Origin of the sequence: Burkholderia sp. Bp9090, from assembly GCF_003857985.1 — a bacterium.
GTDB lineage: Bacteria > Pseudomonadota > Gammaproteobacteria > Burkholderiales > Burkholderiaceae > Burkholderia.
The window spans coordinates 247,990-274,810 of the sequence record NZ_QTPV01000002.1 but is presented as its reverse complement, the minus strand read 5'-3'; the positions used below and the strand labels follow the sequence as shown (position 1 = coordinate 274,810).

At 67.7% G+C, this 26,821-nt stretch carries 29 protein-coding genes and 1 tRNA gene; 22 read left to right on the top strand and 8 right to left on the bottom strand.

The genetic code is table 11. The annotated features are described in order from the left end of the window. The first annotated feature begins 32 nt into the window (after window positions 1-32). Window positions 33-1,610 (top strand): nodulation protein NfeD, encoded by a 1,578-nt coding sequence (locus DIE16_RS02965; protein WP_124891753.1) that lies wholly within the window; start codon window positions 33-35, stop codon window positions 1,608-1,610. Next, on the top strand, window positions 1,607-2,380 hold the full coding sequence (locus DIE16_RS02960) for a slipin family protein (protein ID WP_044846881.1): 774 nt from the start codon (window positions 1,607-1,609) through the stop codon (window positions 2,378-2,380). Before DIE16_RS02965 ends, DIE16_RS02960 begins: the two co-directional genes overlap by 4 nt. 148 nt (window positions 2,381-2,528) lie before the next feature. Here the strand turns inward: DIE16_RS02960 and DIE16_RS02955 are convergent, their stop codons facing one another. Beyond that, the gene (locus tag DIE16_RS02955; RefSeq protein ID WP_044846880.1) at window positions 2,529-3,806 is read right to left on the bottom strand and encodes a haloacid dehalogenase-like hydrolase; all 1,278 of its coding nucleotides are present in this window, start codon (window positions 3,804-3,806) and stop codon (window positions 2,529-2,531) included. 499 nt (window positions 3,807-4,305) lie between these two features. Here DIE16_RS02955 and DIE16_RS02950 point away from each other — a divergent pair, with 499 nt between their 5' ends. The 5 genes from DIE16_RS02950 (at window position 4,306) to DIE16_RS02930 (ending at window position 8,986) form a co-directional block, all read left to right on the top strand. Beyond that, on the top strand, window positions 4,306-5,205 hold the full coding sequence (locus DIE16_RS02950; RefSeq protein WP_044846879.1) for a M24 family metallopeptidase: 900 nt from the start codon (window positions 4,306-4,308) through the stop codon (window positions 5,203-5,205). 49 nt (window positions 5,206-5,254) lie between these two features. Continuing rightward, the gene (locus DIE16_RS02945) at window positions 5,255-7,042 is read left to right on the top strand and encodes an SDR family oxidoreductase (RefSeq protein WP_124891752.1); all 1,788 of its coding nucleotides are present in this window, start codon (window positions 5,255-5,257) and stop codon (window positions 7,040-7,042) included. A 34-nt stretch (window positions 7,043-7,076) separates the two neighbouring features. Further along, the gene (locus DIE16_RS02940; protein ID WP_124891751.1) at window positions 7,077-7,982 is read left to right on the top strand and encodes a metal-dependent hydrolase; all 906 of its coding nucleotides are present in this window, start codon (window positions 7,077-7,079) and stop codon (window positions 7,980-7,982) included. Between the two features lie 89 nt (window positions 7,983-8,071). Then, window positions 8,072-8,359, top strand: a complete 288-nt coding sequence (locus DIE16_RS02935) for a hypothetical protein (RefSeq protein ID WP_044846876.1) — start codon at window positions 8,072-8,074, stop codon at window positions 8,357-8,359. A gap of 252 nt (window positions 8,360-8,611) precedes the next feature. After that, a complete protein-coding gene (locus tag DIE16_RS02930; protein WP_124485274.1) occupies window positions 8,612-8,986 on the top strand; it encodes a DUF2917 domain-containing protein in 375 nt (124 codons plus the stop codon). Between the two features lie 172 nt (window positions 8,987-9,158). Here DIE16_RS02930 and DIE16_RS02925 read toward each other — a convergent pair whose 3' ends face one another. Further along, window positions 9,159-9,437 carry a hypothetical protein gene (locus DIE16_RS02925; RefSeq protein WP_027807295.1) on the bottom strand — a complete coding sequence of 93 codons (279 nt, stop codon included), beginning with the start codon at window positions 9,435-9,437 and terminating at the stop codon, window positions 9,159-9,161. Between the two features lie 778 nt (window positions 9,438-10,215). On the opposite strand from DIE16_RS02925, the gene DIE16_RS02920 reads away from it, so the two are divergent. The 3 genes from DIE16_RS02920 (at window position 10,216) to DIE16_RS02910 (ending at window position 12,543) form a co-directional block, all read left to right on the top strand. Continuing rightward, window positions 10,216-11,517: an NCS2 family permease gene (locus DIE16_RS02920; RefSeq protein ID WP_044846874.1), complete on the top strand. Its 1,302-nt coding sequence runs from the start codon at window positions 10,216-10,218 to the stop codon at window positions 11,515-11,517. A gap of 378 nt (window positions 11,518-11,895) precedes the next feature. After that, window positions 11,896-12,132 (top strand): hypothetical protein, encoded by a 237-nt coding sequence (locus DIE16_RS02915; protein ID WP_124891750.1) that lies wholly within the window; start codon window positions 11,896-11,898, stop codon window positions 12,130-12,132. Window positions 12,133-12,144: 12 nt separating this feature from the next. Continuing rightward, window positions 12,145-12,543 carry a hypothetical protein gene (locus tag DIE16_RS02910; protein WP_124485273.1) on the top strand — a complete coding sequence of 133 codons (399 nt, stop codon included), beginning with the start codon at window positions 12,145-12,147 and terminating at the stop codon, window positions 12,541-12,543. Window positions 12,544-12,772: 229 nt separating this feature from the next. Here the strand turns inward: DIE16_RS02910 and DIE16_RS02905 are convergent, their stop codons facing one another. After that, a complete protein-coding gene (locus DIE16_RS02905) occupies window positions 12,773-13,624 on the bottom strand; it encodes a LysR substrate-binding domain-containing protein (RefSeq protein ID WP_124485402.1) in 852 nt (283 codons plus the stop codon). A 201-nt stretch (window positions 13,625-13,825) separates the two neighbouring features. On the opposite strand from DIE16_RS02905, the gene DIE16_RS02900 reads away from it, so the two are divergent. From DIE16_RS02900 to DIE16_RS02890, 3 genes are read left to right on the top strand one after another with little or no spacing between them, the layout of a single operon-like run. Next, window positions 13,826-14,365, top strand: a complete 540-nt coding sequence (locus DIE16_RS02900; RefSeq protein WP_124523287.1) for a sugar ABC transporter — start codon at window positions 13,826-13,828, stop codon at window positions 14,363-14,365. Between the two features lie 13 nt (window positions 14,366-14,378). Next, entirely contained in the window at window positions 14,379-14,705 is a 327-nt protein-coding gene (locus tag DIE16_RS02895; protein WP_124891749.1) for a hypothetical protein, read from the top strand. A gap of 4 nt (window positions 14,706-14,709) precedes the next feature. Next, the gene (locus tag DIE16_RS02890; RefSeq protein WP_124891748.1) at window positions 14,710-15,573 is read left to right on the top strand and encodes an MBL fold metallo-hydrolase; all 864 of its coding nucleotides are present in this window, start codon (window positions 14,710-14,712) and stop codon (window positions 15,571-15,573) included. Between the two features lie 171 nt (window positions 15,574-15,744). Here the strand turns inward: DIE16_RS02890 and DIE16_RS02885 are convergent, their stop codons facing one another. Both DIE16_RS02885 and DIE16_RS02880 read right to left on the bottom strand, forming a co-directional pair. Further along, window positions 15,745-16,032 carry a DUF1488 domain-containing protein gene (locus DIE16_RS02885; RefSeq protein WP_014898618.1) on the bottom strand — a complete coding sequence of 96 codons (288 nt, stop codon included), beginning with the start codon at window positions 16,030-16,032 and terminating at the stop codon, window positions 15,745-15,747. A 243-nt stretch (window positions 16,033-16,275) separates the two neighbouring features. Further along, window positions 16,276-16,467, bottom strand: coding sequence for a DUF2964 family protein (locus DIE16_RS02880; protein WP_124485269.1), 192 nt, complete (start codon window positions 16,465-16,467; stop codon window positions 16,276-16,278). A 475-nt stretch (window positions 16,468-16,942) separates the two neighbouring features. On the opposite strand from DIE16_RS02880, the gene DIE16_RS02870 reads away from it, so the two are divergent. The 8 genes from DIE16_RS02870 (at window position 16,943) to DIE16_RS02840 (ending at window position 22,303) form a co-directional block, all read left to right on the top strand. Beyond that, window positions 16,943-18,832, top strand: coding sequence for a sigma-54-dependent Fis family transcriptional regulator (locus DIE16_RS02870; protein ID WP_124891747.1), 1,890 nt, complete (start codon window positions 16,943-16,945; stop codon window positions 18,830-18,832). A 134-nt stretch (window positions 18,833-18,966) separates the two neighbouring features. Next, window positions 18,967-19,269, top strand: coding sequence for a 2Fe-2S iron-sulfur cluster-binding protein (locus tag DIE16_RS02865; RefSeq protein ID WP_059527056.1), 303 nt, complete (start codon window positions 18,967-18,969; stop codon window positions 19,267-19,269). Between the two features lie 56 nt (window positions 19,270-19,325). Further along, window positions 19,326-19,820, top strand: a complete 495-nt coding sequence (locus tag DIE16_RS02860) for an SRPBCC family protein (RefSeq protein ID WP_124891746.1) — start codon at window positions 19,326-19,328, stop codon at window positions 19,818-19,820. Window positions 19,821-19,923: 103 nt separating this feature from the next. Beyond that, window positions 19,924-20,301, top strand: coding sequence for a DUF2946 domain-containing protein (locus DIE16_RS02855; RefSeq protein ID WP_124891745.1), 378 nt, complete (start codon window positions 19,924-19,926; stop codon window positions 20,299-20,301). Window positions 20,302-20,524: 223 nt separating this feature from the next. Further along, the gene (gene copC, locus DIE16_RS02850; RefSeq protein WP_044846865.1) at window positions 20,525-20,890 is read left to right on the top strand and encodes a copper homeostasis periplasmic binding protein CopC; all 366 of its coding nucleotides are present in this window, start codon (window positions 20,525-20,527) and stop codon (window positions 20,888-20,890) included. Window positions 20,891-20,933: 43 nt separating this feature from the next. Then, window positions 20,934-21,380, top strand: a complete 447-nt coding sequence (locus tag DIE16_RS02845) for a copper chaperone PCu(A)C (RefSeq protein ID WP_124891744.1) — start codon at window positions 20,934-20,936, stop codon at window positions 21,378-21,380. A 32-nt stretch (window positions 21,381-21,412) separates the two neighbouring features. Next, window positions 21,413-21,589: a hypothetical protein gene (locus DIE16_RS36485; protein ID WP_185500404.1), complete on the top strand. Its 177-nt coding sequence runs from the start codon at window positions 21,413-21,415 to the stop codon at window positions 21,587-21,589. A gap of 84 nt (window positions 21,590-21,673) precedes the next feature. Then, on the top strand, window positions 21,674-22,303 hold the full coding sequence (locus DIE16_RS02840; protein WP_124891743.1) for a LysE family translocator: 630 nt from the start codon (window positions 21,674-21,676) through the stop codon (window positions 22,301-22,303). 44 nt (window positions 22,304-22,347) lie between these two features. Here DIE16_RS02840 and DIE16_RS02835 read toward each other — a convergent pair whose 3' ends face one another. Continuing rightward, on the bottom strand, window positions 22,348-23,673 hold the full coding sequence (locus DIE16_RS02835) for a leucine-rich repeat-containing protein kinase family protein (RefSeq protein ID WP_124891742.1): 1,326 nt from the start codon (window positions 23,671-23,673) through the stop codon (window positions 22,348-22,350). A 149-nt stretch (window positions 23,674-23,822) separates the two neighbouring features. Between DIE16_RS02835 and DIE16_RS02830 the strand changes: the two genes are divergently transcribed. Continuing rightward, window positions 23,823-23,907: transfer RNA gene (locus tag DIE16_RS02830), tRNA-Leu, on the top strand. Between the two features lie 151 nt (window positions 23,908-24,058). Here the strand turns inward: DIE16_RS02830 and DIE16_RS02825 are convergent. Both DIE16_RS02825 and DIE16_RS02820 read right to left on the bottom strand, forming a co-directional pair. Next, window positions 24,059-25,198, bottom strand: a complete 1,140-nt coding sequence (locus DIE16_RS02825; protein WP_124891741.1) for an FAD-binding oxidoreductase — start codon at window positions 25,196-25,198, stop codon at window positions 24,059-24,061. Beyond that, window positions 25,191-26,813, bottom strand: a complete 1,623-nt coding sequence (locus tag DIE16_RS02820; protein ID WP_124891740.1) for a methionine--tRNA ligase — start codon at window positions 26,811-26,813, stop codon at window positions 25,191-25,193. The genes DIE16_RS02825 and DIE16_RS02820 overlap by 8 nt, the downstream gene beginning before the upstream one ends. Between the last annotated feature and the right edge of the window lie 8 nt (window positions 26,814-26,821).

Below are 26,821 nucleotides of genomic sequence, written 5' to 3'. Positions count from 1 at the left end.
GGCGTGCGGCCGCGCGCCGCCCGGACGCCCCGATGCACATTCACCGTCATGGGCCGCCGCCGGCACCTGCATCGCCCGGCGCCCGCCCCCGTCACCCGCTGTCCGCGCGGGTCGCGCGCGCCGCGCTGTTCGCGGCGCTGCTCGTCGTGTGCGCGGCGGTTGCCGCGCCGCCCCCCGCTACCCAGCCCGCCACCGCACCCGTCGCCGCGCCGCCGGTCGTCGTGATTCCGGTCAACGGCGCGATCGGGCCGGCCAGCGCCGACTTCATCGTCCGCTCGCTCGACCGCGCGGCGCGCGAGCACGCGCCGCTCGCGATCCTGCAACTCGATACGCCCGGCGGGCTCGACACGTCGATGCGGCTGATCATCAAGGCGATCCTCGGCTCGCCGGTGCCGGTCGCCGCGTTCGTCGCGCCGGGTGGCGCACGGGCCGCGAGCGCCGGTACCTATATCGTCTACGCGAGCCACATTGCCGCGATGGCGCCCGGCACCAATCTCGGCGCGGCATCGCCGGTGCAGTTCGGCATCGGCGGCGGCGCGCCGGGAGCGCCTGGGGCGCCAGGTGCGACGAAGCCGTCGCCGGCCGGCGCATCGGGCGCGTCCGGCGCATCCGCGACACCGGCCGAGTTGCCGAACGACACGCAGTCGACCGAGATCCGCAAGGCGACCCAGGATGCCGCCGCGTACATCCGCGGCCTCGCGCAGTTGCGCGGACGCAATGCCGAGTGGGCCGAGCGCGCGGTGCGCGAGGCGTTGAGCCTGTCGGCAACGGAGGCGCGCGCGCAACATGTCGTCGACCTGGTCGCGCAGGACCCGGCCGACCTCGCGCGCCAGCTCGACGGCCGCACCGTGACGACGACCGCCGGCACGCTGCACCTCGCGACCGCGCATGCGCCGCTCGTCGTGCTGGCGCCCGACTGGCGCAGCCGCTTCCTGTCGATCATCACCGATCCGAACGTCGCGCTGATCCTGCTGACGATCGGCATCTACGGGCTGTTCTTCGAGTTCGCGAATCCCGGCTTCGTGCTGCCGGGCGTCGCCGGCACCATCTGCCTGCTGATCGGGCTGTTCGCGATGCAGTTGCTGCCGGTCAGCTATGCGGGCCTCGGGCTCGTGCTGCTCGGGCTCGGCTGCCTCGTCGCCGAGGCGTTCCTGCCGACCTTCGGCGTGCTCGGATTCGGCGGGATCGTCGCCTTCACGATCGGCGCGCTGATGCTGATCGACACCGACGTGCCCGGCTACGGCATTCCGTGGCCGGTGATCGTGGGCCTCGCGGCCGGCGGCGGGCTGCTCGTCGCCGTCGTATCGAGCGTCGCGCTGCGCGCGCGGCGGCGGCCGGTGGTGACGGGCGCCGAGGCGATGGTCGGCAGCATCGGCGAAGTGCTCGACGACGGCCTGCACGCCGACCAGCCGCAGGGCGCGGCCGGCGCCGCACCGTCGGCGGCGGGCTGGGCGCGCGTGCACGGCGAGCGCTGGCGCGTCGCGAGCAGCACGCCGCTGGCCGCCGGTTGCCGCGTGCGCGTGACCGGCCGCCACGGGCTGACGCTCACCGTCGCGCCGCTCTACGACGTGCCGGCACACGAACAACAACACCAGGGAGCACCGTCATGATGGGCTACACGTTTGGCTTCAGCAGCGTCCTGATCGTCTTCGTCGTGGTGCTCGTCGCATCGTCGATCCGCATCTTCCGCGAGTACGAGCGCGGCGTCGTCTTCATGCTCGGCCGGTTCTGGAAGGTGAAGGGGCCGGGGCTCGTGCTGATCATCCCGATCGTCCAGCAGGTCGTGCGGATCGACCTGCGCACCGTCGTGTTCGACGTGCCCGCGCAGGACGTGATCACGCGCGACAACGTGTCGGTGAAGGTCAATGCGGTCGTGTATTTCCGCGTCGTCGATCCGGAGAAGGCCGTGATCCAGGTCGCGCGCTTCTTCGAGGCGACGAGCCAGCTCGCGCAGACGACGCTGCGCGCGGTGCTCGGCAAGCACGAGCTCGACGCGTTGCTCGCCGAACGCGAGCAGCTGAATGCCGATATCCAGAAGACGCTCGACGCGCAGACCGATGCGTGGGGCATCAAGGTGTCGACGGTCGAGATCAAGCACGTCGACCTGAACGAGACGATGATCCGCGCGATCGCGCGGCAGGCCGAGGCCGAACGCGAGCGGCGCGCGAAGGTGATCCATGCGGAAGGCGAACTGCAGGCGTCGGAGAAGCTGCTGCAGGCCGCGCAGCGGCTCGCACTTCAGCCGCAGGCGATGCAGCTGCGCTACCTGCAGACACTGACGACGATCGCGGCGGACAAGAATTCGACGATCGTGTTTCCGCTGCCGGTGGATCTGCTGGGGGCGTTGCTGGAGCGATTGAGGCCGCCGCGCGAGCAGTGAGACGGGCGGGCGCCGGCCCGAGCGACGCCGCGGCCGATGCCGACGGGCGACGCTCGGGCGCGGGGCCGCCGCGGCCGGATGCCGGATGCCGGATGCCGGATGCCGGATGCCGGAAGCCGGATGCCGGGTGCCCGTCGCCCGGCCCGCGTCAGGCCAGCAGCTTGCGGTCGGTCTTACCGTACTTGATCGACTTCTCGTCCGGGATCATCAGCCCCGTGTGCTCGTCGCGCCCCTGCAGCAGGAAGCGCGCGTCCGGCTTGCCGATCTGCTCGGCCGCGAGCTTGCTGTCCGCGCCGATCTCGCCCTTCTTCATCCGGTTGACGATCACGCCGGCCGCGGTGTCCTTGAAGTCGCGCAGCATCCATGCGTCGCCGTCGCTGTCGCCGAACACCAGCAGCGGGCCGTAACCCTTCTTCGACGCGAGGACGTTGCGGATGCCCACCGTCTTGCCGGGCCCCCAGTTGAAATGCCAGCCGGCCGGATAGGTGCTCGTGTACTTGCCGTCCTGCATGTCGAGACGCAGGCCGATCACGTTCTCGGGCGGCACGCCGTAGCCATAGTTCGGATTGCCGGCGAATACGCGCACGACATCGTCGAGCGACGCGGTGCTCACGTACACGTCGATGCCGTTCGCCCGCAGCGTATGCATCACCGCGCGGATTTCCTCGTGAATGCGGATGCCGTGGAAATGCGTGTCGGCCACCACGCCGGCCTTGCCCGGCAGCGCCTTCGGGCTTTCGTAGCGGACCTTGCGCAGCGCGTCGCCGATCCCGTAGTTGTTCGACGCTTCCGCCATCGCCTGCAGCTCGGCGGTCGTCATGTTCTTGTAGAAGTAGATGATCCACTTGTAGCCGACTTCGAGCGGATGCGTATCGCAGATCGCGTCGTACATGAAGTACAGCTTCGCGCGAAAATCCTTGAACTGGTCGGTCTCGCGAATCTCGTCGAGGCTCTTGTCGCCGCCGAAACCCTTGTAGTTCGCGTAGAGCCAGCGGTAGTCGGACTCGACGTCGGCGGCGAGATCCTCCATCGTCACCGGCTTGCCGTCGACGGTCGTGTAGTCCTTCATGAACGCGCCCTTCGGCACGTCCTTCCACATCACGCCGACGAACTCGTCCGGCGTCAGCTTGTACTGCAGATGGTTGATCTGGTACATCAGCAACGCTTCTTCGCAGTCGTTCATGATGCACGTGTTGTCCCAGTCGAACACCGCATACGGGCGGCGCTTCCCGTCGTAGCGCGCGCTCGCGACGCCGTGCTGGTCGAGCACCGCCTGCAGGCGCGCGGCGTTGAACGGCGACCAGCGGCCCGGGTCCAGCGCGTCCGGCGCGGTCGCGCTCTTCGCGCCGGCCATGCCGGCCTTGAGCATCAGCGGCGTCGCAGCGGTCGCCGCGGCCAGGGTGTTCATGAACTTGCGGCGTTGCATGGTCTGTCTCCACAGGAAGGTCGAATCGGCTTCGGTCGCTGCCCCCACGCGACGCGCGGCACACCGGCCCCGCGAAGCCGCGAAGGCTTCGAATCGGGGGCGAATGATGTGACGAAATTATTTCGGCAATTTGACAGCGTCGCGCCGCGACACGACAGGGAGTTGATCCAGCGCGACATGCCAGGCCCGCGCCGCGGCCTCGCGTGGCGCTCCCCGGCCGGCTGCCCCGCTCGGGATGCGTGCGCAGCGACGGCCATCCGCCCCGACCGCCGCAAACCTAGAGCTTCCCCTCCATTTCGGCCTTCATTAGGAGAAATCCTCACCTCCGCGCCACGTCGAACCCGCTATGATCTTTACATCGATCAATGACACATTAAATGCTGACTGAATAACCCGCCGCCGGATCACCGGCGGATGCATTCCGGTTCAGCGCCCCAGCCTTGCACCGGACCCGCGTCGCGCCGACGCGCAAACGCGGGCCGACACATGGAGACGCATCATGACCGCCCACCATCCGCTGCCGGAAGTCCACCTCGACGAGCTGCCGCAATTCCGCGCGGTCCAGCAGCTTGCGTACCGCTGCGTCGAGACCGTCGGCGCGATGCTCTACCCCGGCATCACCGAGAAGGAAGCCGCGCGCCTGCTGACCGAATGGCTGCAGGACAACGGCGTGCACGACTGGCTGCACAAGCCGTTCGCGTGGTTCGGCGACCGCACCGCGTTCCAGGGCTTCTCGGGCCTGAAGCACATGGGCGGCTTCAACCTCGCGTTCTTCCCGAGCAATCGCCAGCTCGAAACCGACATGCCGGTGATCCTCGACGTCGCGCCCGTGCTCGACGGGATCGTCGCGGACGTCGGCTACGCGCACTGCCTCGGCCACAACCCGATCCTCGAACAGCTGCAGGACGACCTGATGGACCATCGCGACCTGATCGTGCAGCTCGTGAAGGCGCGCCGCCCGATGGCCGAGGTCGCGCAGGCGGTCGACGCGCTGTGCCGGCGCCAGGGCGTCGAGCCGCGCCACAAGGCCTATCCGTTCAAGGTGCTCGCGCATCGCGTCGCGAAGATCCACAAGCTGTCGAAGCCGCGCTTCGTCGCGCGCTTCGGGCTGAACGCGACGCGCAACCTGCTGCTCGACCAGGGCCGCGCGGCGAAGCAGCAGGGCTGGTCGCCGCTGTGGTCGATCGACCGCCGCTCCGAGCATGCGCCCGTGCCGGGCCTGTGGGCCGTGGAGCCGCATCTCGGCTTCGCCGGCGTCGGCGCGAAATTCGAGGAACTGCTGGTGATCACCGACGACGACGCGTACTGGCTCGACGACGACCTGCCGCACGTGCGCCGCTGGCAGCGCCGCCAGGCCGAACGCGCGCCGGCCGTCGCGACCGTGCAGGCCGCCGCCTGACACGCACGCATTGCGCCTTCCTCCCGAATCCCTGAACGACGGACTCACGATGCAGCCTCTTTCCGACGAAGCGCCGCTGGCCCTGTTCGAATCGGTCCACAGCGAAACGGCCGTCGCCTCCGGCGACCTGACGCTCGCGGTGCGAACCTGGGGCGACCCGGCCCGCTCGCCGGTCGTGCTCGTACACGGCTACCCCGACGACAGCAGCGTCTGGCAGCAGGTCGCGCCGCTGCTCGCGCGCAGGCACTACGTGATCGCCTACGACGTGCGCGGCGCGGGCCTGTCCGGCGTGCCGAAGCGCACGGCCGACTATCACCTCGCGAAGCTGACCGACGACTTCGTCGCGGTGATCGACGCGCTCTGCCCCGGCCGCGCGGTGCACCTGATCGCGCACGACTGGGGTTCGATCCAGGGCTGGGAGTTCGTCACCGATCCGCGGCTTGCGGGCCGCATCGTGTCGTACACGTCGTGCTCGGGGCCGTGCCTCGACCACGTCGGCTTCTGGCTGCGCGAACGCGTGCTGCACCCGACGCCCGCATCGCTCGGCAAACTCGGCGGCCAGCTCGTGCGCTCGTGGTACGTGTACCTGTTCCACCTGCCGTTCGTCCCTGAACTCGGCTGGCGACTGTGGCTGGGCCGCGCATGGCCGGCCCTGCTGCGCCGGATCGAGAAGACGCCGGCCGCGCCGCGCCCGACGCAGGCCGACGACGGCGCGCGCGGCGTGCGCCTCTATCGCGCGAACTTCATCCGCTGCCTGTTCGCGCCGCGCGAGCGCTACGCACATGCACCGGTGCAGACGATCGTGCCGCTCGGCGACAAATACGTGAGCCCGGCGCTGTCCGAGAACCTGTCGCGCTGGGTGCCGCAGTACTACCGCCGTGAAGTCGCGGCCGGCCACTGGCTGCCGCTCGCCGATCCCGCGCGCTTCGCGGGCCTCGCCGAGCAGCTGATCGACGCGGTCGAATCGGGCGAGGAACCGCCCGCGCTCGCGAACGCACGCCGCCGCGCGACCAGCGGCCGGTTCAGCGGCAAGGTCGCGGTCGTCACCGGCGCGGGCAGCGGCATCGGCCGCTGCGCGGCGCTCGCGTTCGCCCGCGAAGGCGCGACCGTCGTCGCGTGCGACATCGATCTCGCGAGCGCCGAGCGCACCGCGCTGCTGCTCGGGCTGACCGGCGCGCAGGCATACGCGAAACGCGTGGACGTCGGCGCCGCCGACGAGATGGAAGCGCTCGCGGCATGGGTCGGCAGCGAGCTCGGCGGCGCGGACATCGTGATCAATAACGCGGGCATCGGCATGGCCGGCGGCATCCTCGACACGAGCGAGCGGCACTGGGAGCGCATCCTGCACGTGAACCTGTGGGGCGTGATCCACGGCTCGCGGCTGTTCGCGCAGCAGATGGCCGCGCGCGGCGCGGGCGGCCACATCGTCAACACCGCGTCGGCCGCCGCGTTCGGGCCGTCGCGCGACCTGCCCGCGTACGCGACGACGAAGGCCGCCGTGCTGATGCTCAGCGAATGCATGCGCGCGGAACTCGCGGAAAAAGGCATCGGCGTGACGGCCGTGTGCCCGGGCTTCGCGGAAACCGGAATCATGGCGTCGACGCAATACGCGGGCGCCAACGCACAGGACGAAGCGCGGCTGCGCAAGCGCGCGACGAAGCTGTACCAGATGCGCGGCCTGAAGCCGGAAACCGTCGCGCAGGCGATGGTCGACGGCCTGCTGCGCAACCGGCCGGTCGTGGCGGTGGGCACCGAGGCGCATGCGCTGCGCTTCGTCGGCCGCTTCATGCCGTGGCTCGGCCGGATGCTCGCCCGCATCAGCATGGCATCGCATTGACGGCGCAGACCGCCGCACAGGAACGGAGACACAGATGACCGCTACCGCCGACTATCACAAGATCAAGGCCCGGCACGTGAAGTTCGACTTCAGCGACACGCCGATCACCTGGGTGCCGAACGACCCGGGCAGCACGCACATCATCAACACGCTGAACCTGCTGTTCCCGGAAGGCGAGCTGTGGTTCTGCCGCGTGTACAACAAGGCGCTGCCGCACATCACCGACGCGCGCCTGCGCGACGAAGCCGAAGGCTTCCTGCGCCAGGAAGCGGTGCATTCGCGCTCGCACGGCGGCGTGCTCAGGCATTATTACGACCGGCACGGGATCGACACGAAGCCGTTCACGCAGAAGCTGAACTGGTTGTTCACGCGCGTGCTGGGCGAAGCGCCGTTCGGGCTGAAGATCGGCCATACGCGCTTCTGGCTGCGGCAGCAGCTCGCGGTGATCGCGTCGCTCGAGCATTTCTTCGGTTATCTGGGCAACTGGGTGCTCAACGCGCACGGGCTCGACGAAGGCCGTGCCGACCCGACGATGGTCGACCTGCTGCGCTGGCACGGCGCGGAGGAAGTCGAGCACCGGACCGTCGCGTTCGACATCTACAACCACATGGGCGGCAACTACCCGGAGCGCTGCCTGCACATGGCGTTCGTGATCGTGCTGCTGCTCTACTTCATCACGAGCGGCGCGAAGTTCATGTACCGGCGCGATCCGGCCGCGGGCCGCTATCCGGGTTTCGTGCTCGCGTGGTGGAAGGGTTCGCGGCGCGGGCACCTGCCGTCGTTCTGGAAAGTGATCGGCGCGGCGCTGCGCTATTTCAGGCCGGGCTATACGCCGCACCACGAAGGCTCGACCGAGCAGGCGCTCGCGTATCTGGCGCGCTCGCCGGCCGCGCAGGCGGCCGCGCACGGCGGCAACTGGGGCACGACGAAAGGCGCGTGACCGGGTTCGCCGGCGGGTTCGCGACGGTTTCGGCGGGGGCGTCCGCCGAAATGCGTACAATCGCGGCTTCATTTCCCGGAGGTGCCGCGATGGCCATGAAGAAAACCGATCTAGAAAAGAACAAGGCGCTCAAGCTGACGCACGCGATGAAGCAGTCGAGCTCCGCCCGTTTCGGCAAGGGCGCCGAGGACGCGGCGAAGCTCGATCGCCGCGCGCAACGCAAGCTCGACCAGGAACAGGGCCTCGTGCCGTTCGCGTGCAAGCTCAACGCCGAACTCGTCGAACAGCTGAAGGCACGCGCCGCCACGCATCCGAACGGCATGACGGGCCTGCTGTCCGAACTGCTCGTCAACGGCCTCGCCCAGCGCGACGCGTGACGCGCCACGTTTCTCGAAAATAGTCGTTGACAACGCCGTACGACATCGACAAACTCGTTCGCATGCCTACGTTCAAGCTCATCGCCATCGCGAATCATTGCCCGGTGAACATTCGAAAGAATGGATCACGGGAGGCGCTTGTGCGTTAGCATCCGAGCAGTACCGCATGTCACACGAGGCCTCACCGGAAACGGATGAGGCCTTTTTGTTCTGGTGCGCGTCATCCGTCCGGCTCAACGAATGGAGAAGACGATGGACCAGGCAAGCCCGTTGTTCGACCGTCCCGATTCGCGCCGCGCCGGCGCGATCGCGTTACCGACCGTCGTGATCCGTTTCGCGGTTGCGCCGCGCACGACGCTGACCTGGCGCGCGCCGGGCGATGCGGAAATTCGTGCGCACGGTGCACCGCTGTGGATCACGCGGCCGCCGAGCGTCGACGACTACTGGGTGCAACCAGGCGACGTGCTGCGCATCGCGCGCGGCGATCGCATCTGGCTCGGCACCGATGACGACCGGCCGGCCGAAGCGTCGATCACGACGGCGTACGTGCGGCGCGGCGAACGGCTGAGACGCACGCTCGCGCGAATGCAACGTTTGCTCGCCGGACGATGGCGAAGACGGGATTGACGATGCGCGATTCCGTCGCGCGACGGGACACCGGAACGCGCGGAATCAACGCATCCGGAAACGGACGCACCCGCGGCGCCATGCGTCGCGGGTGCGCATCGAATGACGCGGCACGCGCGTGCGTGCCGCGAGCGATCGCGCGCCGTGCGCAACCCTTGCATGCATCGCGTGCTCAGGTGCTGGCGGCGAGACGCGGGCCCGTGCTGCGGGGAGTGGCATCGAGGTCGGGGCGTTGCGCCGCCTGCGAGGTCACCCACGGGTCGATGCCTTGCTTTTGCACCTCCTCGAGAAATGACACCCGCGTACGCCAGTAATCCGCCTGTAATTTCGCATCGATGACGCGCTGTTCGGCTGCGAACAGTTCCATGCGCGCCGTCACGAGCATCGACGCAGCGGTTTTTTCCGGCGTGGGGGCGTGCCGCATCGCCCAACGGCTGATCCAGTTCAACATGCTCACCTCCGGGATGACGGACGAACCCGCATCGGGCAATCGCAACCGGTCGCGCCTGCCCGAATGCGCAACGACCGTCACCGCACTTCACCGCCTGCCCTGCACGGACTGCGACTCCCCCGCGTCGGCAACGACTGGCCGGCGTGTGTGCGCGGTGTATCTATCCTAGAAAGACTTGCCGGTTAACGCGATGACGTCTTGCAATCTTTTACACAGAAACCACAGTCGCGCCCGCGTCGCGAAATGACAGTTGCGGACGGAACGGGTTCGGCGCAGGATAGCCCGATATCTGCAACCGCCTGGACTGATGAATGGCCGCTGCACGCCGCTGCGCACCCGCGCCGGTCATGCCGCGCGCGTTCGCGCATGCATTGCGACCGTCCTGCGTTCGGCCAGCATGCGGGTGCGCGATTGCAGTCGCATGTCATCACATGTCATCGCGCGGCGGCCGCGCGCCGCATGCCGGCCATGTCGTTGCGCCCGCATCGGCCGGCCCGGCCCGCCGCCCCTCATCGAATCGTTTCCATCGTTTCTACCTGCCCGCCTCGTCCGAACCGGTAAAATGCGCGCCTTCCTCGCGCGGCCGGCCTGTCCGACCGTTCGCGCGAACGCGGCCGATCGTGCCCCGCAACTATATCGTCCGAGCTATCCGCGCTATTACAATCCGCCGATAGCGCGGCAATAGTGGCTGGTTACAGTAGGCCGGCCTCGCGCTGCCTTACAACAATTCGGCACGAACAACAAGCAACACGACAACCCGACCGGAGAAAACGCCTTCATGGAATCCATCAAGCGGTATTTCGGCTTCGCTGAAGCCGGCACCGACTTCCGCACCGAAATACTCGCGGGCGTCACCACGTTCCTGACGATGGCCTACATCATCTTCGTCAACCCCGCGATCCTCGGCGATGCCGGCATGCCGAAGGAATCCGTGTTCGTCGCGACCTGCCTCGTCGCGGCGCTGGCATCGATCATCATGGGGCTGTACGCAAACTATCCGATCGCGTGCGCGCCCGGCATGGGCCTGAACGCGTATTTCGCGTATACGGTCGTCAAGGGAATGGGCTTCACGTGGCAGGCCGCGCTCGGCGCGGTGTTCATCTCCGGCTGCCTGTTCCTGCTCGTCACGCTGTTCCGCGTGCGCGAGGCGATCGTCAACGGCATTCCGAAATCGCTGCGCATCTCGATCACCGCCGGCATCGGCCTGTTCCTCGGCATCATCTCGCTGAAGACCTCGGGCGTGATCGTCGGCAGCCCGGCCACGCTCGTCACGCTCGGCGACCTGCACAAGCCCACGACGATCCTCGCGATCATCGGCTTCTTCACGATCGTCACGCTCGACCACCTGCGCGTGCGCGGCGCGATCCTGATCGGCATCATCGGTGTCACCGTCCTGTCGTTCTTCTTCGGCGGCAACCAGTTCCACGGCGTGTTCTCCGCTCCGCCGTCGATCGACGCGACGCTGTTCAAGCTCGACATCGGCGCCGCGCTGTCGACCGGCATCATCAACGTGATCCTCGTGTTCTTCCTCGTCGAGCTGTTCGATGCGACCGGCACGCTGATGGGCGTCGCGAACCGCGCGGGCCTGCTCGTCGAAGGCAAGATGAACCGCCTGAACAAGGCGCTGCTCGCCGACAGCACCGCGATCGTCGCGGGCTCGGTGCTCGGCACGTCGTCGACCACCGCGTATATCGAGAGCGCATCGGGCGTGCAGGCCGGCGGCCGCACCGGCGTGACGGCGATCACCGTCGCCGTGCTGTTCCTCGCGTGCCTGTTCATCGCGCCGCTCGCCGGGGTCGTGCCGGGCTACGCAACGGCACCGGCACTGCTGTACGTGTCGTGCCTGATGCTGCGCGAGATGGTCGACGTGCCGTGGGACGACGCGACCGAAGCCGTGCCGGCCGCGCTGACCGCGCTGCTGATGCCGTTCACGTACTCGATCGCGAACGGCGTCGCGTTCGGTTTCATCGCTTACGGCGGCCTGAAGCTGCTGACGGGCCAGGCCCGCACGGTCAAGCCGATCGTGTGGATCATCGCGGCCGTGTTCCTGTTCCGCTTCTTCTATCTCGGCAGCGAGTGACGCACGCGCCCCGGTGCGCGGCATGATCAAAAGACGCCACCTTCAGGTGTAGTGCCGCCCGGTTCCTGTCGCGGAACCGAACGGCATGGCGAGAATGACGGCCCCTGACGACCCGGTCGCATTTACGGCCGGGTCGTTTCACATGGGCACCCTGTATCGGCGGGCACCCGCGTAGCTGCATGCCCGGGGGGCATTTCCCCGGGCGGGATTGATGGTTGTATTACGCGAAACAATGCGTTTCGGCGTATCAAAAAGCATTGAATTTACCCCAAATATCCAATCGAAATATTGGCGACCGACATATTAAAAATACAAGACATCACTTAATCGTCGCACAGCACCATTTTCTATCGATATTTTCGCAAATCGATACGACGCATGACTTTGATGACGCCCGCAATTATCCCCGGAATTATCGGGTTGATTTATAAAATCCGGCTGCTATATTCCGCTTGCACGGCCGAAAATCTCTGCGGTCGCGCGCTCTTCCCGCTCATCAAAAGGAGTGATTCTTTCGGTTTTATTCGGGTCGGCGTGATTCAATATATCAAGCACGCACGGGGTATCCTCCACGCGAATGGGCATGGGGCCGAAAAAACATTGCCTGTTTCATAATCAGGAGTCGTCATGGCAACGATCTACGTAAACGTGATTGTCAATGTCGCGAAAGCCATTGCCGAAAACAATCTGCCGAAATATGTATTCATGGTGGATTCGACGGGCTACAGCGGGGACGGTTCGGAAGGCAGCAATGAATTGCGGACGAAATGCGAAAACGGCGACACGATCGTCTGGTCCGCCGTTTCCCTCGACCCGGGTGAATCCATCGCGATTCTCGGCTTCTGGGGGAGCGCGATTCCCAACATGGTCAACCCGCAACAATATCCGCAATTCGACGGCGCCGTGTGGGGCGGGCGGGTCAACAGCGCGGGAACCAACGTTCAATACTCGATCAACCTGCTGCTGGAGGGTAACGTCCATATGTCGTTCGACCCGTTCATCACGGCGACCAACCCGGCTCGATAACCGGGTGCGGCAGTCCGGGTTCGACTGAATGACCGGTTTCGGCTTGTCGCTTCGCGGCATGGACAAGCCGAAACCGCGATGGACGGATTTGCAGACAGGCGGTTCGTGAAGCGGCGGACCAAAGCGGCCCGAAAGCCTGATGCCTTTCCTTTCCGTGAAGAACTGAACGGCATGACGCCGCAGGACCGCGTGTTCGTTCGGGTAGCCGCCTGGTGCGGGCGACATCAGGTCACGCGTCCGCCTGCCGGAGCACCCAGCGCGCGAAGGCCTGCAACGGCCCCTCGCCCAGTTCCAGCGCCTCCGGCAACACGAGACAGAAGCGCTTGACCACGCCCCGCCCGTCCGGCCAAGGCGCCGCGAGCAGCCCCTGCGCGATTTCGGCGTCGACATAGAGGCGCGGCACCAGCGCGACGCCGAGCCCGGCCAGCGCCGCGGCGATCAGCATCGAGTAAAGATCATAGCGGGCGCCGGCGGCCGGATTGTTCACGGGCAACCCCGTCTCCTGCACGTAAGCCGACCACGCATCGGGCGTCTGGCGCTTGTGCAGGCGCGGCAGCGTGCCCAGCAAGGTGTCCGGCTGCCCGCCCGCGAGCAGCGACGGATGGCAGACCGGCACCAGCACCTCCTCGCACAACCGGTACGTATGCATGCCGGCCCAGGCCGGATGCTCGAAGTGAATCGCCGCGTCGAAGCCGCTGCCGGCCAGTACGAACGGCTCGGCGCGATCGGCGAAATGCACCGTGATGTTCGGATGCTGCGTCTGGAATCCCTTGAGCCGCGGAATCAGCCAGCGCGTTGCAAACGTCGGCGTCACGGCGATGTCGACGCTGCCGCCGTCACCGGGCTGCCCCATCATGTACTGGCTGTCGCGCTCGAGCCGGTCCAGCACTTCGCGAACCTGCGCCGCGTAGCGCGCGCCGTTCGGCGCCACCCGCACGCGGTTGCCGACCCGTTCGAACAGCGCGACGCCCAGGAACGTCTCCAGCCGGCCGATCTGCCGGCTGATCGCGCCTTCCGTCAACGCCAGCTCGTCGGCGGCGCGCGCGAAGCTCCCATGCCGCGCCGCGGCCTCGAATGCCATCAATGCCGAATTGCTCGGAATCCTGCGTCGCGTCACGATTGCTCCCGGTCCGACCGCCGTCGGTCATGGCTTGATCAAATGTCATTGAATGGTGACGAATCATCGTTTTCCGCCCATTCTTCCGCTCATTATCATGACAAAAACTCAACCAGTCGAGCCGGCCGATCGCTCAGAAGGCCGCTCGCCACCCGTGGAGATGTCATGATCTATGCCGTTGAATGCAGCATCGCCGAGCCCGCCGTCGAAGCCGGGTGGAACGACTTCTACAGCCGCGTCAAACTGCCGGCGCTGATCTCGGTATCCGGCTTCCGCACGTCTCAACGCTTTCGCGCCCTCGGCGGCGACGGCCCCGTCTACCTCGCGCTGCATACGATCGACGGCCCGGACGTGCTGACGTCGGCCGAGTATCGCGACAAGGGCGGCGGCAATTTCGCGCGCTGGCAGCCGCACATCGTCGAATGGCGCCGTAACGTGTACGACAGCGCGGCACCTGCGCCGGCCGTCTCCGGCCATCAATGGCTGGCCGTGTGCGACGACGCCGCCCCGTTCGCGCGAGCAGGTATCGCAGCCACCGCCATGCATGCGGTCGCGCTGGACCGCCAGCCGGCCGCTCGCTGGCTGGCGGTCCTCGATCACGATCAGGCGCGGCTCGCGTCCGATGCGTCGGGCGCCGCGATCCGGTGCTATGCGCCGATGGGCGACCGGCTCGTCAGCGCGACGACGACGTCGGCCGCACGCTGACGGGAGCCCGGCCATGCCCAGCGTCACGATTTTCATCCCCGGGACGAGCATGCCGTCCAGCGCGGCACTCGATGCACTGTCGTCAGCCTGCGAGACGCTCTGCACCGAGGTGTTGCGCGCCGCACCCGGCACGATCCACGTCGCGTACGTGCCGATCCGGCTCGGCCGCGGACATCCGGTCAGCGCGGAGATCCGCTTTCGCATCGCGTCATTTCGCACCACTGAATTGATGAACCGGTTCATGGCCGAACTGGATCGCGAGATTCTCCGCCACACCGGATTCATCGCACGCATCCGCTGCTTCGGCTACGACACCACCCACCTTCACGCCCGACATTGACCCCATGAGCGCACTCATTCCACGCCCTTCTTTCCCGCGCCGCCAAGTCGGCGATTTCACGGTGACCGCGATCAGCGACGGCACGCTGACGGCCGGCCTCGACCTGCTGTCGAACATCGACGTCGACGACGCGGCCCGTATCATGCACCGGGCCGGCATGCATACGCCGTCGGCGGTCAACATCAACTGCTACGTGATACGCGGCAACGGCCGCACCGTGCTCGTCGACACCGGTGCCGGCGGCATCCGGAACTGGGGCGGCCTGCTGCGTCCGTCGCTGTCGCAAGCCGGCATCGATGCACGCGAGATCGACACGGTCCTGCTGACGCACGCGCATCCGGACCACATCGGCGGCCTGCTCGACGCAGACGGGCGCCCGGCCTTTCCGCAAGCGGAGGTGCTCATCGACGAACGGGAACGCATGTTCTGGCTGGACGACGATATGTACGAGAGAGCCAGCGAGCGAGCGCGCATCAATGTCCGAATCGCGCGGCGCGCGTTCGACGCCTGCGCGGCGCAACTGCGCACCATCGAGGCAGGCGACGTGCTGCCCGGTATCGCCGCCGTGCCGCTGCCGGGGCACACGCCCGGCCACACCGGCTATCGCGTCGAATCGCAGGGCGAGCGCCTGCTGATCTGGGGCGATCTCGTGCATTTCGCGCCGATCCAGGTTGCTCGCCCCGACGTGTCGATCGCGTTCGATCACGATCCGTCGCAGGCATCGGCGACCCGCGCGGCCACGCTCGCCGAAGTCGCTTCGGATCGCTTGCTGATTGCAGGCATGCACCTCGCCGACGCAGGCTTCGCACGCATCGCGCGCACGCACGACGCAACGGGCGGCGCGTACGCGCTGATCGACTCAGATTGAGCGAAACGGGATCAAGCGAAACGGAACGCGGGCACGCCATCGCGCCACACGATGCCCGGACCGTGCAGCGCATCGTCCCGCACAAGCGATCGATCTACCGGACGAGCCAGCGCCGATATGACACGGGCGCCGGTATCCGGCGCCCGCTCCGTCGCTGCCCGGTCGTCCGGCTCAGCGCCAGTTCGCTTCGTAGAAGCGCACGTAGCCGCTGCGCAGCGTCACGCATTGCGCGCGCGTCTCGGACAGCAACCGCCGTGCGGCTGCCTCGATCCGCTCGCGGTGCTGATCGTACGCACCGACCATGTCCTCGAAGCGCGGCGATGCCGCACCGAAATGATCCTCCAGCGCCTCGGCGGTGATCTGACATTGGACGCGCTCGCCATTGACCAGCGCCGTGAAACCCAGCATCAGGTCGCGCCCCGAATATTCGGGCTTCTCATTCGTGAAATGGATCTGCATGGGAGCCGCCTCGACCGGTAGAAAGCAAATGACCGCGTCCGTCGTCCGCTACCGGCCGGACGAAAATTTACGCGGGCTCGCCGGCAGAGGCACGATCCACGGGGGTATGGCGCGGACTAATGCATGCCGGTTGCATTCCACTTTAGACGGTTTCGCGCAGGAGGCAAAATTTGCGATGTGCGTCGTTCCGACGCGCATTTCCTCTGACCAGCGCGACATCCGGCACCGTTTTGCCGAACGGCGTCAGTGAGGATCGGTGGGCCAGACGTTCAGCGCGATCGCGGCGGTCGTGGCGCCCACCGCGATCGCGGCCGCTCCGTATTGCACCGCGTCGCTCAGGTCGAACAGCAGCCCGTGGATCGCCACGGCGATGCCGCCCAGCATGATGAAGGTGGCGATGGCCGCCAGCACGACTCTCAGTTCCGTCCGAACCATGATGCGTCTCCCGAACGGATGCATGTCGCGTCGCATGCATGTTGCGATGCGGAACACGGCGCGTGCATGTTCCATTTCCATCATTGCAGGCGGGCGCTTAAAAGCAAGGGGTTTTTGTACGCAGTCGCACAACGTGCGCGGCGCTTGTATGATGAGGCGATATCGACGGCGGCGGCCCGGGTGGCGGATGGTGCGGTGCAGGGCGTCAAAGGGTTCGACTGCGAAGCGGGGGCCTCGGAACGCGCTGATGTGCGGGCTCGGGTAGATCGCGAAGCACGAGACCGGAGCAAGCGCTGAAGCGCCAACTCTGGCCGACTGCGAAGCATGGGGCCCAAGTAAGCGCTGAAGCGCCAACTCGGACCGACCGCGAAGCATGGGACCAGAGTAAGCGCTGAAGCGCCAACTTGGGCCGACCGCGAAGCATGGGGCCCAAGTAAGCGCTGAAGCGCTAACTTGGGCCGACAGGAGACAAGACATGCCTCAATCTTTCGTGCTGCCCGCCACCGCGGGCCGCACCGACCTGCTCGCGCAGGCGCATGCCCGTTCGACCGCGGTCGGCCTGCGCGCGAACGAGCGCCCCGATTTCTCGCCGCTGTCGCGGCTCGCGCTGCGCGAACTGCTCGACACGAACCACGCATTGTTCGCGCACGCGCGCCCGGTGATGGAAGACCTCCACGCGCAAATCGCCGACACGCAAAGCCTCGTGCTGCTCACCGATGCCGACGGCGTGATCCTGCACAGCATCGGCGACGCGGACTTCATCGAGAAGGCGAACCGCGTCGCGCTGTGCACCGGCGTGTCATGGGCCGAAGGCGCGCGCGGCACCAACGCGATCGGCACCGCGCTCGCATCGGGCCAAGCAGTCGCCGTGCACGGGTCGGAACACTTCCTGCGCGCGAACCATATCCTCACCTGCTCGTGCGCGCCGATCATCGATCCGTTCGGCCGCACCCTCGGCACGCTCGACGTGAGCGGCGACCCGCGCGGCTTCAGCCCCCATACGCTCGCGCTGGTGCGGATGTCCGCGCAGCTGATCGAGAACCACCTGTTCGCGAACCAGTGCGCGGAGGCGCTGCGGCTGCGCTTCCACGCCCACGAGGATTGCGTCGACTCGCTGTTCGCCGGGCTCGTCGCGTTCGGCCCCGACGGCGGGCTGATCGCCGCGAACCGGAGCGCGCAATTCCAGCTCGGCGCGACGTTCGATGCATTGCAGCATCAAGGCTGCGACGCGCTGTTCGGCATGCACTTCGGCCAGCTCGCGCAGCAGGCGGCCCGCGCGGCCGGCGCACCGTTCCGCCTCACGCTGTCGACCGGCGTGCGCGTGCTCGCCCGCTGCGAATTCGCGGAAGCGCACAAGACGACCGTCGCCGTCACGCCGCCCGCCCCCGCCGTGCGCACGCGGGCGCCGGACCCCGACGCGATCACGTTCGCGACGCTCGACACCGGCGATGCGCGGATGGCCGCCGTGCTCGAACGCGTCGCGAAGATCCGCGGACGCGACCTGCCGTTGCTGATCCTCGGCCAGACCGGCACCGGCAAGGAATGGCTCGCGCGTGCGCTGCACCAGGCATCGCCGCGCGCGGACGGCCCGTTCGTCGCGGTCAACTGCGCGGCGCTGCCGGATTCGCTGATCGAGGCCGAACTGTTCGGCTATGAGGACGGTGCGTTCACCGGCGCGCGCAAGCGCGGCAGCCCCGGCAAGATCGTGCAGGCCGACGGCGGCACGCTGTTTCTCGACGAAATCGGCGACATGCCGCTCGCGCAGCAGGTCAGGCTGATGCGCGTGCTGCAGGAGCGCGCGGTGATGCCGCTCGGCGGCGCACGCGCGGTGCCGGTCGACGTGCGCGTGGTCTGCGCGACCCACCGCGACCTGCGCGCGATGATCGCCGCAGGCACCTTCCGCGAAGACCTGTTCTACCGGATCAACGGGCTCGCGGTCACGCTGCCGCCGCTCGCCGCGCGCACCGACCTGCCCGCGCTGGTCGAGCGGATCCTCGCGCGGCTGGCGCGCAGCGAGCCGATGCCGGGCCGCCTCGCGGCCGACGTGCTCGACGCGTTCATGCGGCACCGCTGGCCCGGCAACCTGCGGCAAATGACCAACGTCCTGCGCACGGCCGGCATGCTCGCCGAAGACGAAGCCGAAATCACGCTCGCGCACCTGCCCGACGATTTCTGGCTCGACTGCGACGACGCACCCGCTGCGCAAGCCGCACCGGCCGACGTGCGCGAAGCGACGACGCTGCAGAGCCACCAGGCCGCGGTGATCGATGCCGTGCTCGCACGGCACGGCGGCAACGTATCGGCCGCCGCGCGGGAGCTCGGGCTCGCGCGCAATACCGTGTACCGCTACCTGCGCCGGCACTGACACGTTCCGGGCCGGTTGCCCGCCCGACGGGCGCCGGCCGCAGGCGGCTTCGGGTATGCTTGGCGCTTGCGTTGCCTTCCGGCATCGCGCTGCCTTTCCTCGCTTCGCTGCCGATTCGCCGCCCGCTTTCACCCATGACCGATCCCGACCACCCGCCTCTCGTGCGCATCGAGCCGCTCGGCGCGACGTTCGACGCGCCCGATTCGCTGACGCTGCTCGAGGCCGCCGCGTTCGCGCACGTCAGGCTGCCGCGCTCGTGCCGCAACGGCACGTGCCGAAGCTGCCTGTGCAGGATCGTCAGCGGCAGCGTACGCTATACGATCGAATGGCCGGGCCTGAGCCGCGAGGAAAAGGCCGACGGCTATACGCTGCCGTGCGTGGCCGTCGCGACTTCGGATGTCGTGCTCGACGTGCCCGATGCGGTCATGATCGACTGAACGCGGCGCGCGGCCGCGCGCCGTCCCGCAACGATGATGCCTGCCTGGAGAAGATGATGACCCAGTCCACCGATCGCATCGAGAAACAAGCCTTGCTCGCCGCGCCGCTGGCGCGCGTCTGGGAAGCCGTCAGCAATGCCGGCGAATTCGGCATCTGGTTCGGCGTGTCGTTCGACGGGCCGTTCGTGCCCGACCAGCCGCTGTTCGGCCGCATCACGCCGACGCGCGTCGACGACGACATCGCCAAGGCACAGGAGCCGTATGCGGGCACTGTGTTCGAAATCGTCGTCGATCGCGTCGAGCCGAAACAACTGTTCTCCTTTCGCTGGCACCCGTTCGCGATCGACCCGGACTTCGATTACACGTCCGAGCCGATGACGCTCGTCACGTTCGCGCTCGCGGAAAAGGACGGCGGCACGCTGCTGACGGTCACCGAGACGGGTTTCGACCAGCTGATCGAAGCGCGCCGTGCGAAGGCGCGCGAGATGAACGATCACGGCTGGGCCGCGCAGATGATGCTGATCACGAAATATCTGGCGAAGCACGCGTGAGCGCGCCGCGCGTCATTCCCGGTATCCACGTGCCCGCATGCCCTAGCCGCGGGTGCATGGCATAATCCGCTCCATCGTTACCCTACGCCGCCCCGCGCATCGCATGCTGAGTCGTCGTTTCCGGAAGATCGTCAGTCTGATCGGGATGCTCGCCATCCTGATGACGGCGCTCGCGCCGACGATTTCGCAGGCGCTGACGACGCAAGGCCGCGTCGACGCACTGCTTGCCGGCCACTGCACGGTCGCGCCGGCTGACGGCGGCCACGCCGGCGATGCGTCGTCGAAAAGCCTGCAGGCGCATCTGCAGGCCTGCGGCTATTGCAGCCTGCTCGCCCATACGCCGGCCCTGCCCGCGCCCGAACTGACGTTCGCGGCCAACGTCCACCCGCTCCAGCACCGCGAAGCAACCCGCTTCGAAAGCCTGCGCCGCGCGCTGCCGCTCACGGCCGCGCAGCCGCGCGCCCCGCCGCTCGCGTCCTGATTCGTCGTCACCGCGCGTGATGCCGCAGCGCATCGCGCCGTCCGCACGCGCCCGCGCGTGCACGCCGTGTCACGTTTCGAAGGACGATCATGTTCGACCGTATTGCTCGCGGCGCCGTGCCGTGCGTGCGCTCGCTCGCTGGTTTCGCGTGCGCGAACGCGCGGCCGCACGCCGAATTCGAATACATCGTTTTCCTTATCATTTCCAACCGGATCATCCCGTCATGAAAACCACTGCATTCCTCCGCGGCGCACTCGTCGCTCTCGGCTTCGTCGTCGCCCAGGCCGCACACGCGCACGCGCACCCGAAAACCCTGGAACCGGCCGCCGACGCCACGCTGTCGAGCGCGCCGCACGCGGTCACGATCGACTTCAGCGAAACGCTCGAACCCGCATTCAGTTCGATCGCCGTCACCGACAGCCACGGCCAGTCGGTCGCCGACGGGAAATCCGCGGTCGACGCCGGCAACCGGAAGCGGATGCATGTCGCACTGGCGAACCTGACGCCCGGCACGTACACGGTCGCATGGGTCGCGGTGGCGAGCGACGGCCATCGCACGCAGGGCCGCTACGCGTTCACGCTGAAGTAACGCAGACGCTGACCGCTTCCCTACCCGATCAGGAACACCAACAATGAAACCCTCGATTCCGACCAGCCTGCTGTTCGCCCTGCTGGCGCTGCAGGCGCCCGCCACGTTCGCCGCGTCGGCCGTCCAGGCCGATGCATGCTGGATCCGCACGATGCCGGCGACGGTGCCGTCATCCGGCTATTTCACGCTGAAGAACGACGGCGACAAGCCCGTCACCCTCACTGGCATCGATACGCCCGCGTTCGGGATGGCGATGATGCACGAAACGCAGACGGCCGGCAGCACCGCGAAGATGGTTCACGTCGAAGCGGTCGACGTGCCCGCGCACGGCACGGTGACGTTCAGGCCGAAGGGCTATCACGTGATGCTCGAGGAGCCGCGCCAGCCCGTCGCGCCCGGCGCGAAGGTGCCGTTGCGGCTGCATTTCGCCGACGGCGCGACGGCGTCCGTGACCTGCGACGCGAAGGCGCCGTCCTACACCGGCCAGTAACGCCGCCTGCGCAACGACCGAAGGAGATGCACATGAGCAAGGAACGCCTGCCGCTGGCCAACCTGATCGTCCGCTACCGGACGCCGTTGAATGTCGCCGTGCTGATCGTCTGCGGGTTATGGGCGGGATGGATCGCATGGATGACGCGGCCGTCCGCGATCGATTCGCCGTCGTCGATCGCCGCCTACTGCGTGCGCGGCGCGCGTTGACGCCGTGTGTCGGGGTGAACCGCGCCGCCGTGGCATCATGCACGGATTCACGCCGACCGCAGAACCCGCCTTTCGGAGCGCCGCATGTCCATTCAGACCTGGCTGCTGTTTGCCGCAGCCTATCTCGCCACCACGCTGTCGCCGGGCCCCAACGTGCTGCTCGTCATCCGCAACACGGTGCGCTACGGCTCGCGCGGCACCGCCGCGACGATCGCGGGCAACCTCGTCGCGCAAGGCGCGCTGGTCATGCTCGTCGCGTTCGGCGTCGGCGCCGTGCTGGCCGAGATGCCGCCGCTGTTCATCGCGATGAAGGTCGTCGGCGCCGGGTATCTGATCTATCTGGGCATACGGCAACTGCGCGGCGGGCGCAACCGCCGTTCGCCGGACGGCGAGGCCGCGATCGTCGAGCCCGACCGCAGGAAACTGTTCCGCGAAGCGCTGTTCGTGTCGGGCAGCAATCCGAAGACGATGATCTTCCTGTCGGCATTCATGCCGCAGTTCATCGCGCACGATCGCCCGCTCGCGATGCAGTTCGTCGCGATGTACGCGACGATCGCGTGCACCGTCGTCATCGTGCACAGCGTCTATTCGTTCGGCGTGCGCCGGCTCCATCGTGGCCTCGGCATCAGCCCGTGGGTACGCGCGGCCAAGCGCGCGAGCGGGCTGCTGTTCGTCGGGCTCGGGATCAAGCTGCTGACCGCGCGGCAGGCGTAAGCATCCGCACGGCGACGGCCCGCGCCGCGGCGCGGGCGGAATCGTCAGTCCTTCGATGCGGCCAGCGCTGCCGCAATCTCGCCGAACGACGGCCGCGCGTCGATATCCTCGTTCAGGCACGCGGCCGCCAGCGCGTCGAGTGCGTGCGAGCCTTCCCACGCACGCGGCTCGCAGCGCGCCAGCAACTCGCCGAGCAGATGACCGAACGCCCTGACCTCCAGCCGTTCGAGCCGCGCCGCGCGCTCGCGGTCGTTCACGTCGTAGACCGACGCCGCGCCGAAATCGCCGAGCAGCGCGCCGCCCTTGCCGTCGTGCAGGATGTTGTGCGCGTACAGGTCGCCGTGCATGATGCCGCGCGCGTGCAGATGCGCGGCGACCGACGCGATGCCGAGCGCGATCCGCGACGCGTCGGCCGGCGCGAATCGCGCATCGGCCGCATACACGTCGCGCGTGCAGGACGCGAAGCTCGGCGGCCCGGCGAGATTGGTCAGCGCCGGATCGACCAGCGCCATCACGAGGCCGTGCGTGCCGTCCGGATGACCGCGCACCTTGCCGATCACCGGAATCATGTTCGGGTGGCGCCCGGCGTGCAGGCAGGCGGCCATTTCGCAATCGGGCAGGCCGTCGCTCGTCACCGCCCCCTTGAACAGCTTGACCGCGACCGCTCGCGGCGCGGCGCCGTCCACACGCCATTGCGCGCGGTAGATTACGCCCGACGCGCCTTCGCCGAGCTTCTCGTCGCAGGTCAGCGACGTCCAGTCGATGTCCGCGACGCCCGGCTCGGCCGAAGCTGCAGCTTCCGGCGCGGCGCCGAACGGATTGCCCGCCGATGCGAGCCACGCGAGGCGCGGCAGGCGCAACAGCCAGTCCGGCAGCGCGTCGAGCCGGTTCGCCGACAGCCGCACCAGCTCCAGCGCACGGCAGGCGGCCATTTCGGGCGGCAACGCACGCAATCGGTTGCCCGCGAGCATCAGCTTCTGCAGGCGTGCGCAATCGCCGATCTCGGCGGGCAGCGCGTCGATTTCGTTGTCGGTCAGGATCAGCCAGCGCAGTGCGCGCGGCAGCGAATCGCGCGGCACCGTGCGGATCCGGTTCGCCTTGAAGCCGATCATGTCGAGCTGCGCGCACGTGCCGAGCACTTCAGGGAATTCGGTGAAGCGATTGCCGGACGCGAACAGGATGCGCAGGCGATGCAGCCGCGACAGGTCGTCCGGCAGCGCGGACAGCGCATTGCCGGACAGGTCGAGCACTTCGAGCGTATCCGCCAGATCGAAGATCTCGCGCGGGAATTCGGTCAGCCCGCACGCGAGCTTCAGTTGCCGGGCGCCCGATAGCTGGCCGGCCTGCAGTTGTTCGAGGGTCGTCGTCACGGGGAGAAAACGGGTTGCGGTTGCGAGGATCGTCGGATCGATCCGGCGAATTTTACCGGGTTCCCCCTCGCCCGCCCCGCGATCGCGTCACACCCCCTTCACAAACGCGCAATGTGGCGCTAGAATTGCGCCCCTTGCAGTACTGAAGTGCCGACGTGGTGAAATTGGTAGACACGCTATCTTGAGGGGGTAGTGGCGAAAGCTGTGCGAGTTCGAGTCTCGCCGTCGGCACCAGATACGGTTTTTCCGTGTTTCGTGCATTTGCAGAACCCGCGACAGCGCATGGCTTCGCGGGTTTTTTGTTGCGTCAGCAAGCCGGGGCAACGCGTGGGCCGCTGACGGAACGTGATCGCGGCTCAGGTGACATCGGCTGACCTGCGATCCTCTATCGCAACGCACGTTGCTCGAAGCGCTCGACGTCGAATGCCCGCAACTCCGGCCGAAGTCGACCAGTCCTCAGCCAGTCGGCAACCGCCTGCCCGAACACCGGCGCGAACTTGAAGCCATGCCCCGACAATCCGGCTGCAACGAACAACCCTGGCAACCTTGGATCCGGGCCGAACAGCGGATTGCCGTCCGGCGTGTCGTCGAAGAACGATACGCGGCTGCCGGCGGGCGTCGCGCCGTCGAGGCGCGCGAAGCGCCGCGCCGCGCGAATGCGGAAGCGCGTCTGCTCCGCGTCGCCCATGCGCCGCTCGAACCCGTCCACATCGATCGCACCGCTGTCGCCCGCCTGCAATGATCCAATGAAGTATTGCCGGGGCAAGTCGGGACGCAGGTAAAACCCGGCGCCGCGATCCGAAAATCCCGGCAACGGCGCTCGCTCGCCGTCGTCGGCCCGGACGATTGCGACGCACTGGCGCGACGCCGTGATCGGCAGTTCAACGCCGCCGCTCGCCGCGAGCCGCGCCGCCCACGGCCCCGCCGCATTGACGACGATCGCGCAGTCGATACTGCCGCGGTCCGTATCGACACCCACGACGCGGCCGCTCCGCGCGCGAATTCCCCGGACCGCACACCGCGTTTCGATCAGCGCACCGTGCGTGCGCGCGCCCTGCGCGAACGCCAGCGCAGTCGCGCGCGCATCGCAGTAGCCCGCGTCGGCTTCGTACACGGCGCCGGCCAGGCCTCCGACATCGATATCCGCGCACAGGCCGCGTAGGTCGCCCGTCGACAGCAGCGACAGCGCGACACCCTTCGACCGCAGCGATTCGACATATGCTTGCGTCGCATCCCAGTCCTCAGGTGCCACCGCGGTCACGAAACCCGTGCGCCTGAACCGGCAATCGCCGCCGACGGTCTCGCGCCAGTGGCGGTACGCATGCGATCCGTCCGACGCAAGCGCGACAAGCGCCGGATCCGCGTAGTACTGCCGCACGATACCCGGCGAAGCACCGGAGGAACCGGCCGCGATATCCGCTCGTTCGAGCAACCGCACCCGCGTACCGGCCTGCGCGAGATGCCATGCGATGCCGCACCCGGTGGTGCCGCCCCCCACCACGACGACGTCCGCCGTTTCACGCATGCGCGGCGCTCCTTTCGCGGACCAGCGCAGGCGGCAGACACGGATCGAGCGCGTCGCGCGGCAGCGGCGAGAACCACACGCGCGCGGCGATTCCGCCACGCGGCCGGGATGCCGTCGACCATTCGCTGCGGCGCGGCGCGCCGTCATGCCCGATCGCGTGCCACAGGTCGTTCGCCAACCGTGGCATCAGCGGCGCGGCGATGCACGCGAGCCCCTTCAACCACCCATACGCCTGCGCCGCGTCGTTCAGATCGACGTTCGGCAGCGCGATCCACGATCGCAGCACCGCGGATGCGGATCGCACGCTCACCGCGTCGAACCGGAACGACGCATCGAGCAGATGCAGCGACGCGGTCAGCTGCTCGCGCAACGGCGCCGCGATGTCGACCGGTTCGCCGACGATCGCCTCCAGCGCCGCTGCAGCGATGTGCATGCGCGCCTGCAGTGTCGTTGCGAGTTCGTCGTTGACGAACCCGATGAAGGCGTCGACGTCGAAGTTCGCCGTGCCCGTTTCGGGGCTCTCGCGCGCGAGGAAGTAGCGGACCGCGTCGCTCGACGCGGGCGTCGCCTCGACGATGTCGGCAGCCCACACAACGTGCAGGCGGCTCGTCGAGAATTTCGCGCCCTGCAGGTTGTAGAAGTAGTTCGTCAGCACGTGATCGAACGGTTTGCGACCCGGCAACGCGCTCATCACGGCCGCGCTGCCTGCGAGCAACAGCACCGCATTGTCAATGCCGAAACTGACGAACGTCGTCACGTCGCCGTCGCGCTGCATCGGATGCACTGCTTCCGTGCCGTCCGCGCACAGGTCGCCGCAGGTCAGCGCGTACTCCCAACCCGATTCGAACAGCACGCGCGGATTGCCCAGGCGATCCGCGGGCCACGAGACGCCCCAGTCACCGGGCGCCGTCAGCCGCACGAGGCCGCGCTCCTGCTCAAGGAACCGCCGAATCACGTCGATGAATTGCGGCGGTGCGCCCGAAGACGCGAGACGGCGCACGAGCGCGGCCTCGTCTGGAATCCGCAGGAACAGGCTTTCGACCTCGCGCCATTCGAGTTCCGCATCGCCGACACGCGGCTCCGGATCGCGCATCGCCTCCGGGCGGAAATGCGCGCCGCATGCCTCGCAGAAGTAGCCGCCGCTCGGCGCGTCGCACTGTGGACACCGGCCGACGAGCCACGCGCCCGCCAGATAACGGTCCGTCGCACGGCTGTACAGCACCTTTTCGATCACGGTTTCGGTCAGGCCGCGCTCGATCAGTTGCTCGACGGCGCGGCGCGCATTCGCCGCATGACGATCCGCATGCGGGCCCTGCACGAGATCGACGAACGCGTCGACTTCGACATCGAGTGCCGCCAGATCGCGCGCGATCCGGCTGTGATAGTCGCGGCAAACCGCTTGTGGTGTGCGCGATTCCTGTAGCGCCTTCCACAGCACGTAGGAATCGAAGCCATCGACCGCCGACACGATGTCGACGTGATGACCGTGGCTGCGAAGATGGCGGCCCAGCATGTCCATGCGCAGGTACGGGCCGGCGATGTGGCCGAGATGCAGACGCCCGTTCGGCGTCGGCGGAATCGGCATCAGGAAGAATTTCCGGGATTCGGTTTTCATGGTCGATT

Bases quoted from the DNA above. Each gene is read 5' to 3' on its own strand.
- DIE16_RS02965 (WP_124891753.1), top strand. From the start codon at position 33: ATGCACATTCACCGTCATGGGCCGCCGCCGGCACCTGCATCGCCCGGC.
- DIE16_RS02960 (WP_044846881.1), top strand. From the start codon at position 1,607: ATGATGGGCTACACGTTTGGCTTCAGCAGCGTCCTGATCGTCTTCGTC.
- DIE16_RS02955 (WP_044846880.1), bottom strand. From the start codon at position 3,806: ATGCAACGCCGCAAGTTCATGAACACCCTGGCCGCGGCGACCGCTGCG.
- DIE16_RS02950 (WP_044846879.1), top strand. From the start codon at position 4,306: ATGACCGCCCACCATCCGCTGCCGGAAGTCCACCTCGACGAGCTGCCG.
- DIE16_RS02945 (WP_124891752.1), top strand. From the start codon at position 5,255: ATGCAGCCTCTTTCCGACGAAGCGCCGCTGGCCCTGTTCGAATCGGTC.
- DIE16_RS02940 (WP_124891751.1), top strand. From the start codon at position 7,077: ATGACCGCTACCGCCGACTATCACAAGATCAAGGCCCGGCACGTGAAG.
- DIE16_RS02935 (WP_044846876.1), top strand. From the start codon at position 8,072: ATGGCCATGAAGAAAACCGATCTAGAAAAGAACAAGGCGCTCAAGCTG.
- DIE16_RS02930 (WP_124485274.1), top strand. From the start codon at position 8,612: ATGGACCAGGCAAGCCCGTTGTTCGACCGTCCCGATTCGCGCCGCGCC.
- DIE16_RS02925 (WP_027807295.1), bottom strand. From the start codon at position 9,437: ATGTTGAACTGGATCAGCCGTTGGGCGATGCGGCACGCCCCCACGCCG.
- DIE16_RS02920 (WP_044846874.1), top strand. From the start codon at position 10,216: ATGGAATCCATCAAGCGGTATTTCGGCTTCGCTGAAGCCGGCACCGAC.
- DIE16_RS02915 (WP_124891750.1), top strand. From the start codon at position 11,896: ATGACTTTGATGACGCCCGCAATTATCCCCGGAATTATCGGGTTGATT.
- DIE16_RS02910 (WP_124485273.1), top strand. From the start codon at position 12,145: ATGGCAACGATCTACGTAAACGTGATTGTCAATGTCGCGAAAGCCATT.
- DIE16_RS02905 (WP_124485402.1), bottom strand. From the start codon at position 13,624: ATGGCATTCGAGGCCGCGGCGCGGCATGGGAGCTTCGCGCGCGCCGCC.
- DIE16_RS02900 (WP_124523287.1), top strand. From the start codon at position 13,826: ATGATCTATGCCGTTGAATGCAGCATCGCCGAGCCCGCCGTCGAAGCC.
- DIE16_RS02895 (WP_124891749.1), top strand. From the start codon at position 14,379: ATGCCCAGCGTCACGATTTTCATCCCCGGGACGAGCATGCCGTCCAGC.
- DIE16_RS02890 (WP_124891748.1), top strand. From the start codon at position 14,710: ATGAGCGCACTCATTCCACGCCCTTCTTTCCCGCGCCGCCAAGTCGGC.
- DIE16_RS02885 (WP_014898618.1), bottom strand. From the start codon at position 16,032: ATGCAGATCCATTTCACGAATGAGAAGCCCGAATATTCGGGGCGCGAC.
- DIE16_RS02880 (WP_124485269.1), bottom strand. From the start codon at position 16,467: ATGGTTCGGACGGAACTGAGAGTCGTGCTGGCGGCCATCGCCACCTTC.
- DIE16_RS02870 (WP_124891747.1), top strand. From the start codon at position 16,943: ATGCCTCAATCTTTCGTGCTGCCCGCCACCGCGGGCCGCACCGACCTG.
- DIE16_RS02865 (WP_059527056.1), top strand. From the start codon at position 18,967: ATGACCGATCCCGACCACCCGCCTCTCGTGCGCATCGAGCCGCTCGGC.
- DIE16_RS02860 (WP_124891746.1), top strand. From the start codon at position 19,326: ATGACCCAGTCCACCGATCGCATCGAGAAACAAGCCTTGCTCGCCGCG.
- DIE16_RS02855 (WP_124891745.1), top strand. From the start codon at position 19,924: ATGCTGAGTCGTCGTTTCCGGAAGATCGTCAGTCTGATCGGGATGCTC.
- copC (WP_044846865.1), top strand. From the start codon at position 20,525: ATGAAAACCACTGCATTCCTCCGCGGCGCACTCGTCGCTCTCGGCTTC.
- DIE16_RS02845 (WP_124891744.1), top strand. From the start codon at position 20,934: ATGAAACCCTCGATTCCGACCAGCCTGCTGTTCGCCCTGCTGGCGCTG.
- DIE16_RS36485 (WP_185500404.1), top strand. From the start codon at position 21,413: ATGAGCAAGGAACGCCTGCCGCTGGCCAACCTGATCGTCCGCTACCGG.
- DIE16_RS02840 (WP_124891743.1), top strand. From the start codon at position 21,674: ATGTCCATTCAGACCTGGCTGCTGTTTGCCGCAGCCTATCTCGCCACC.
- DIE16_RS02825 (WP_124891741.1), bottom strand. From the start codon at position 25,198: ATGCGTGAAACGGCGGACGTCGTCGTGGTGGGGGGCGGCACCACCGGG.
- DIE16_RS02820 (WP_124891740.1), bottom strand. From the start codon at position 26,813: ATGAAAACCGAATCCCGGAAATTCTTCCTGATGCCGATTCCGCCGACG.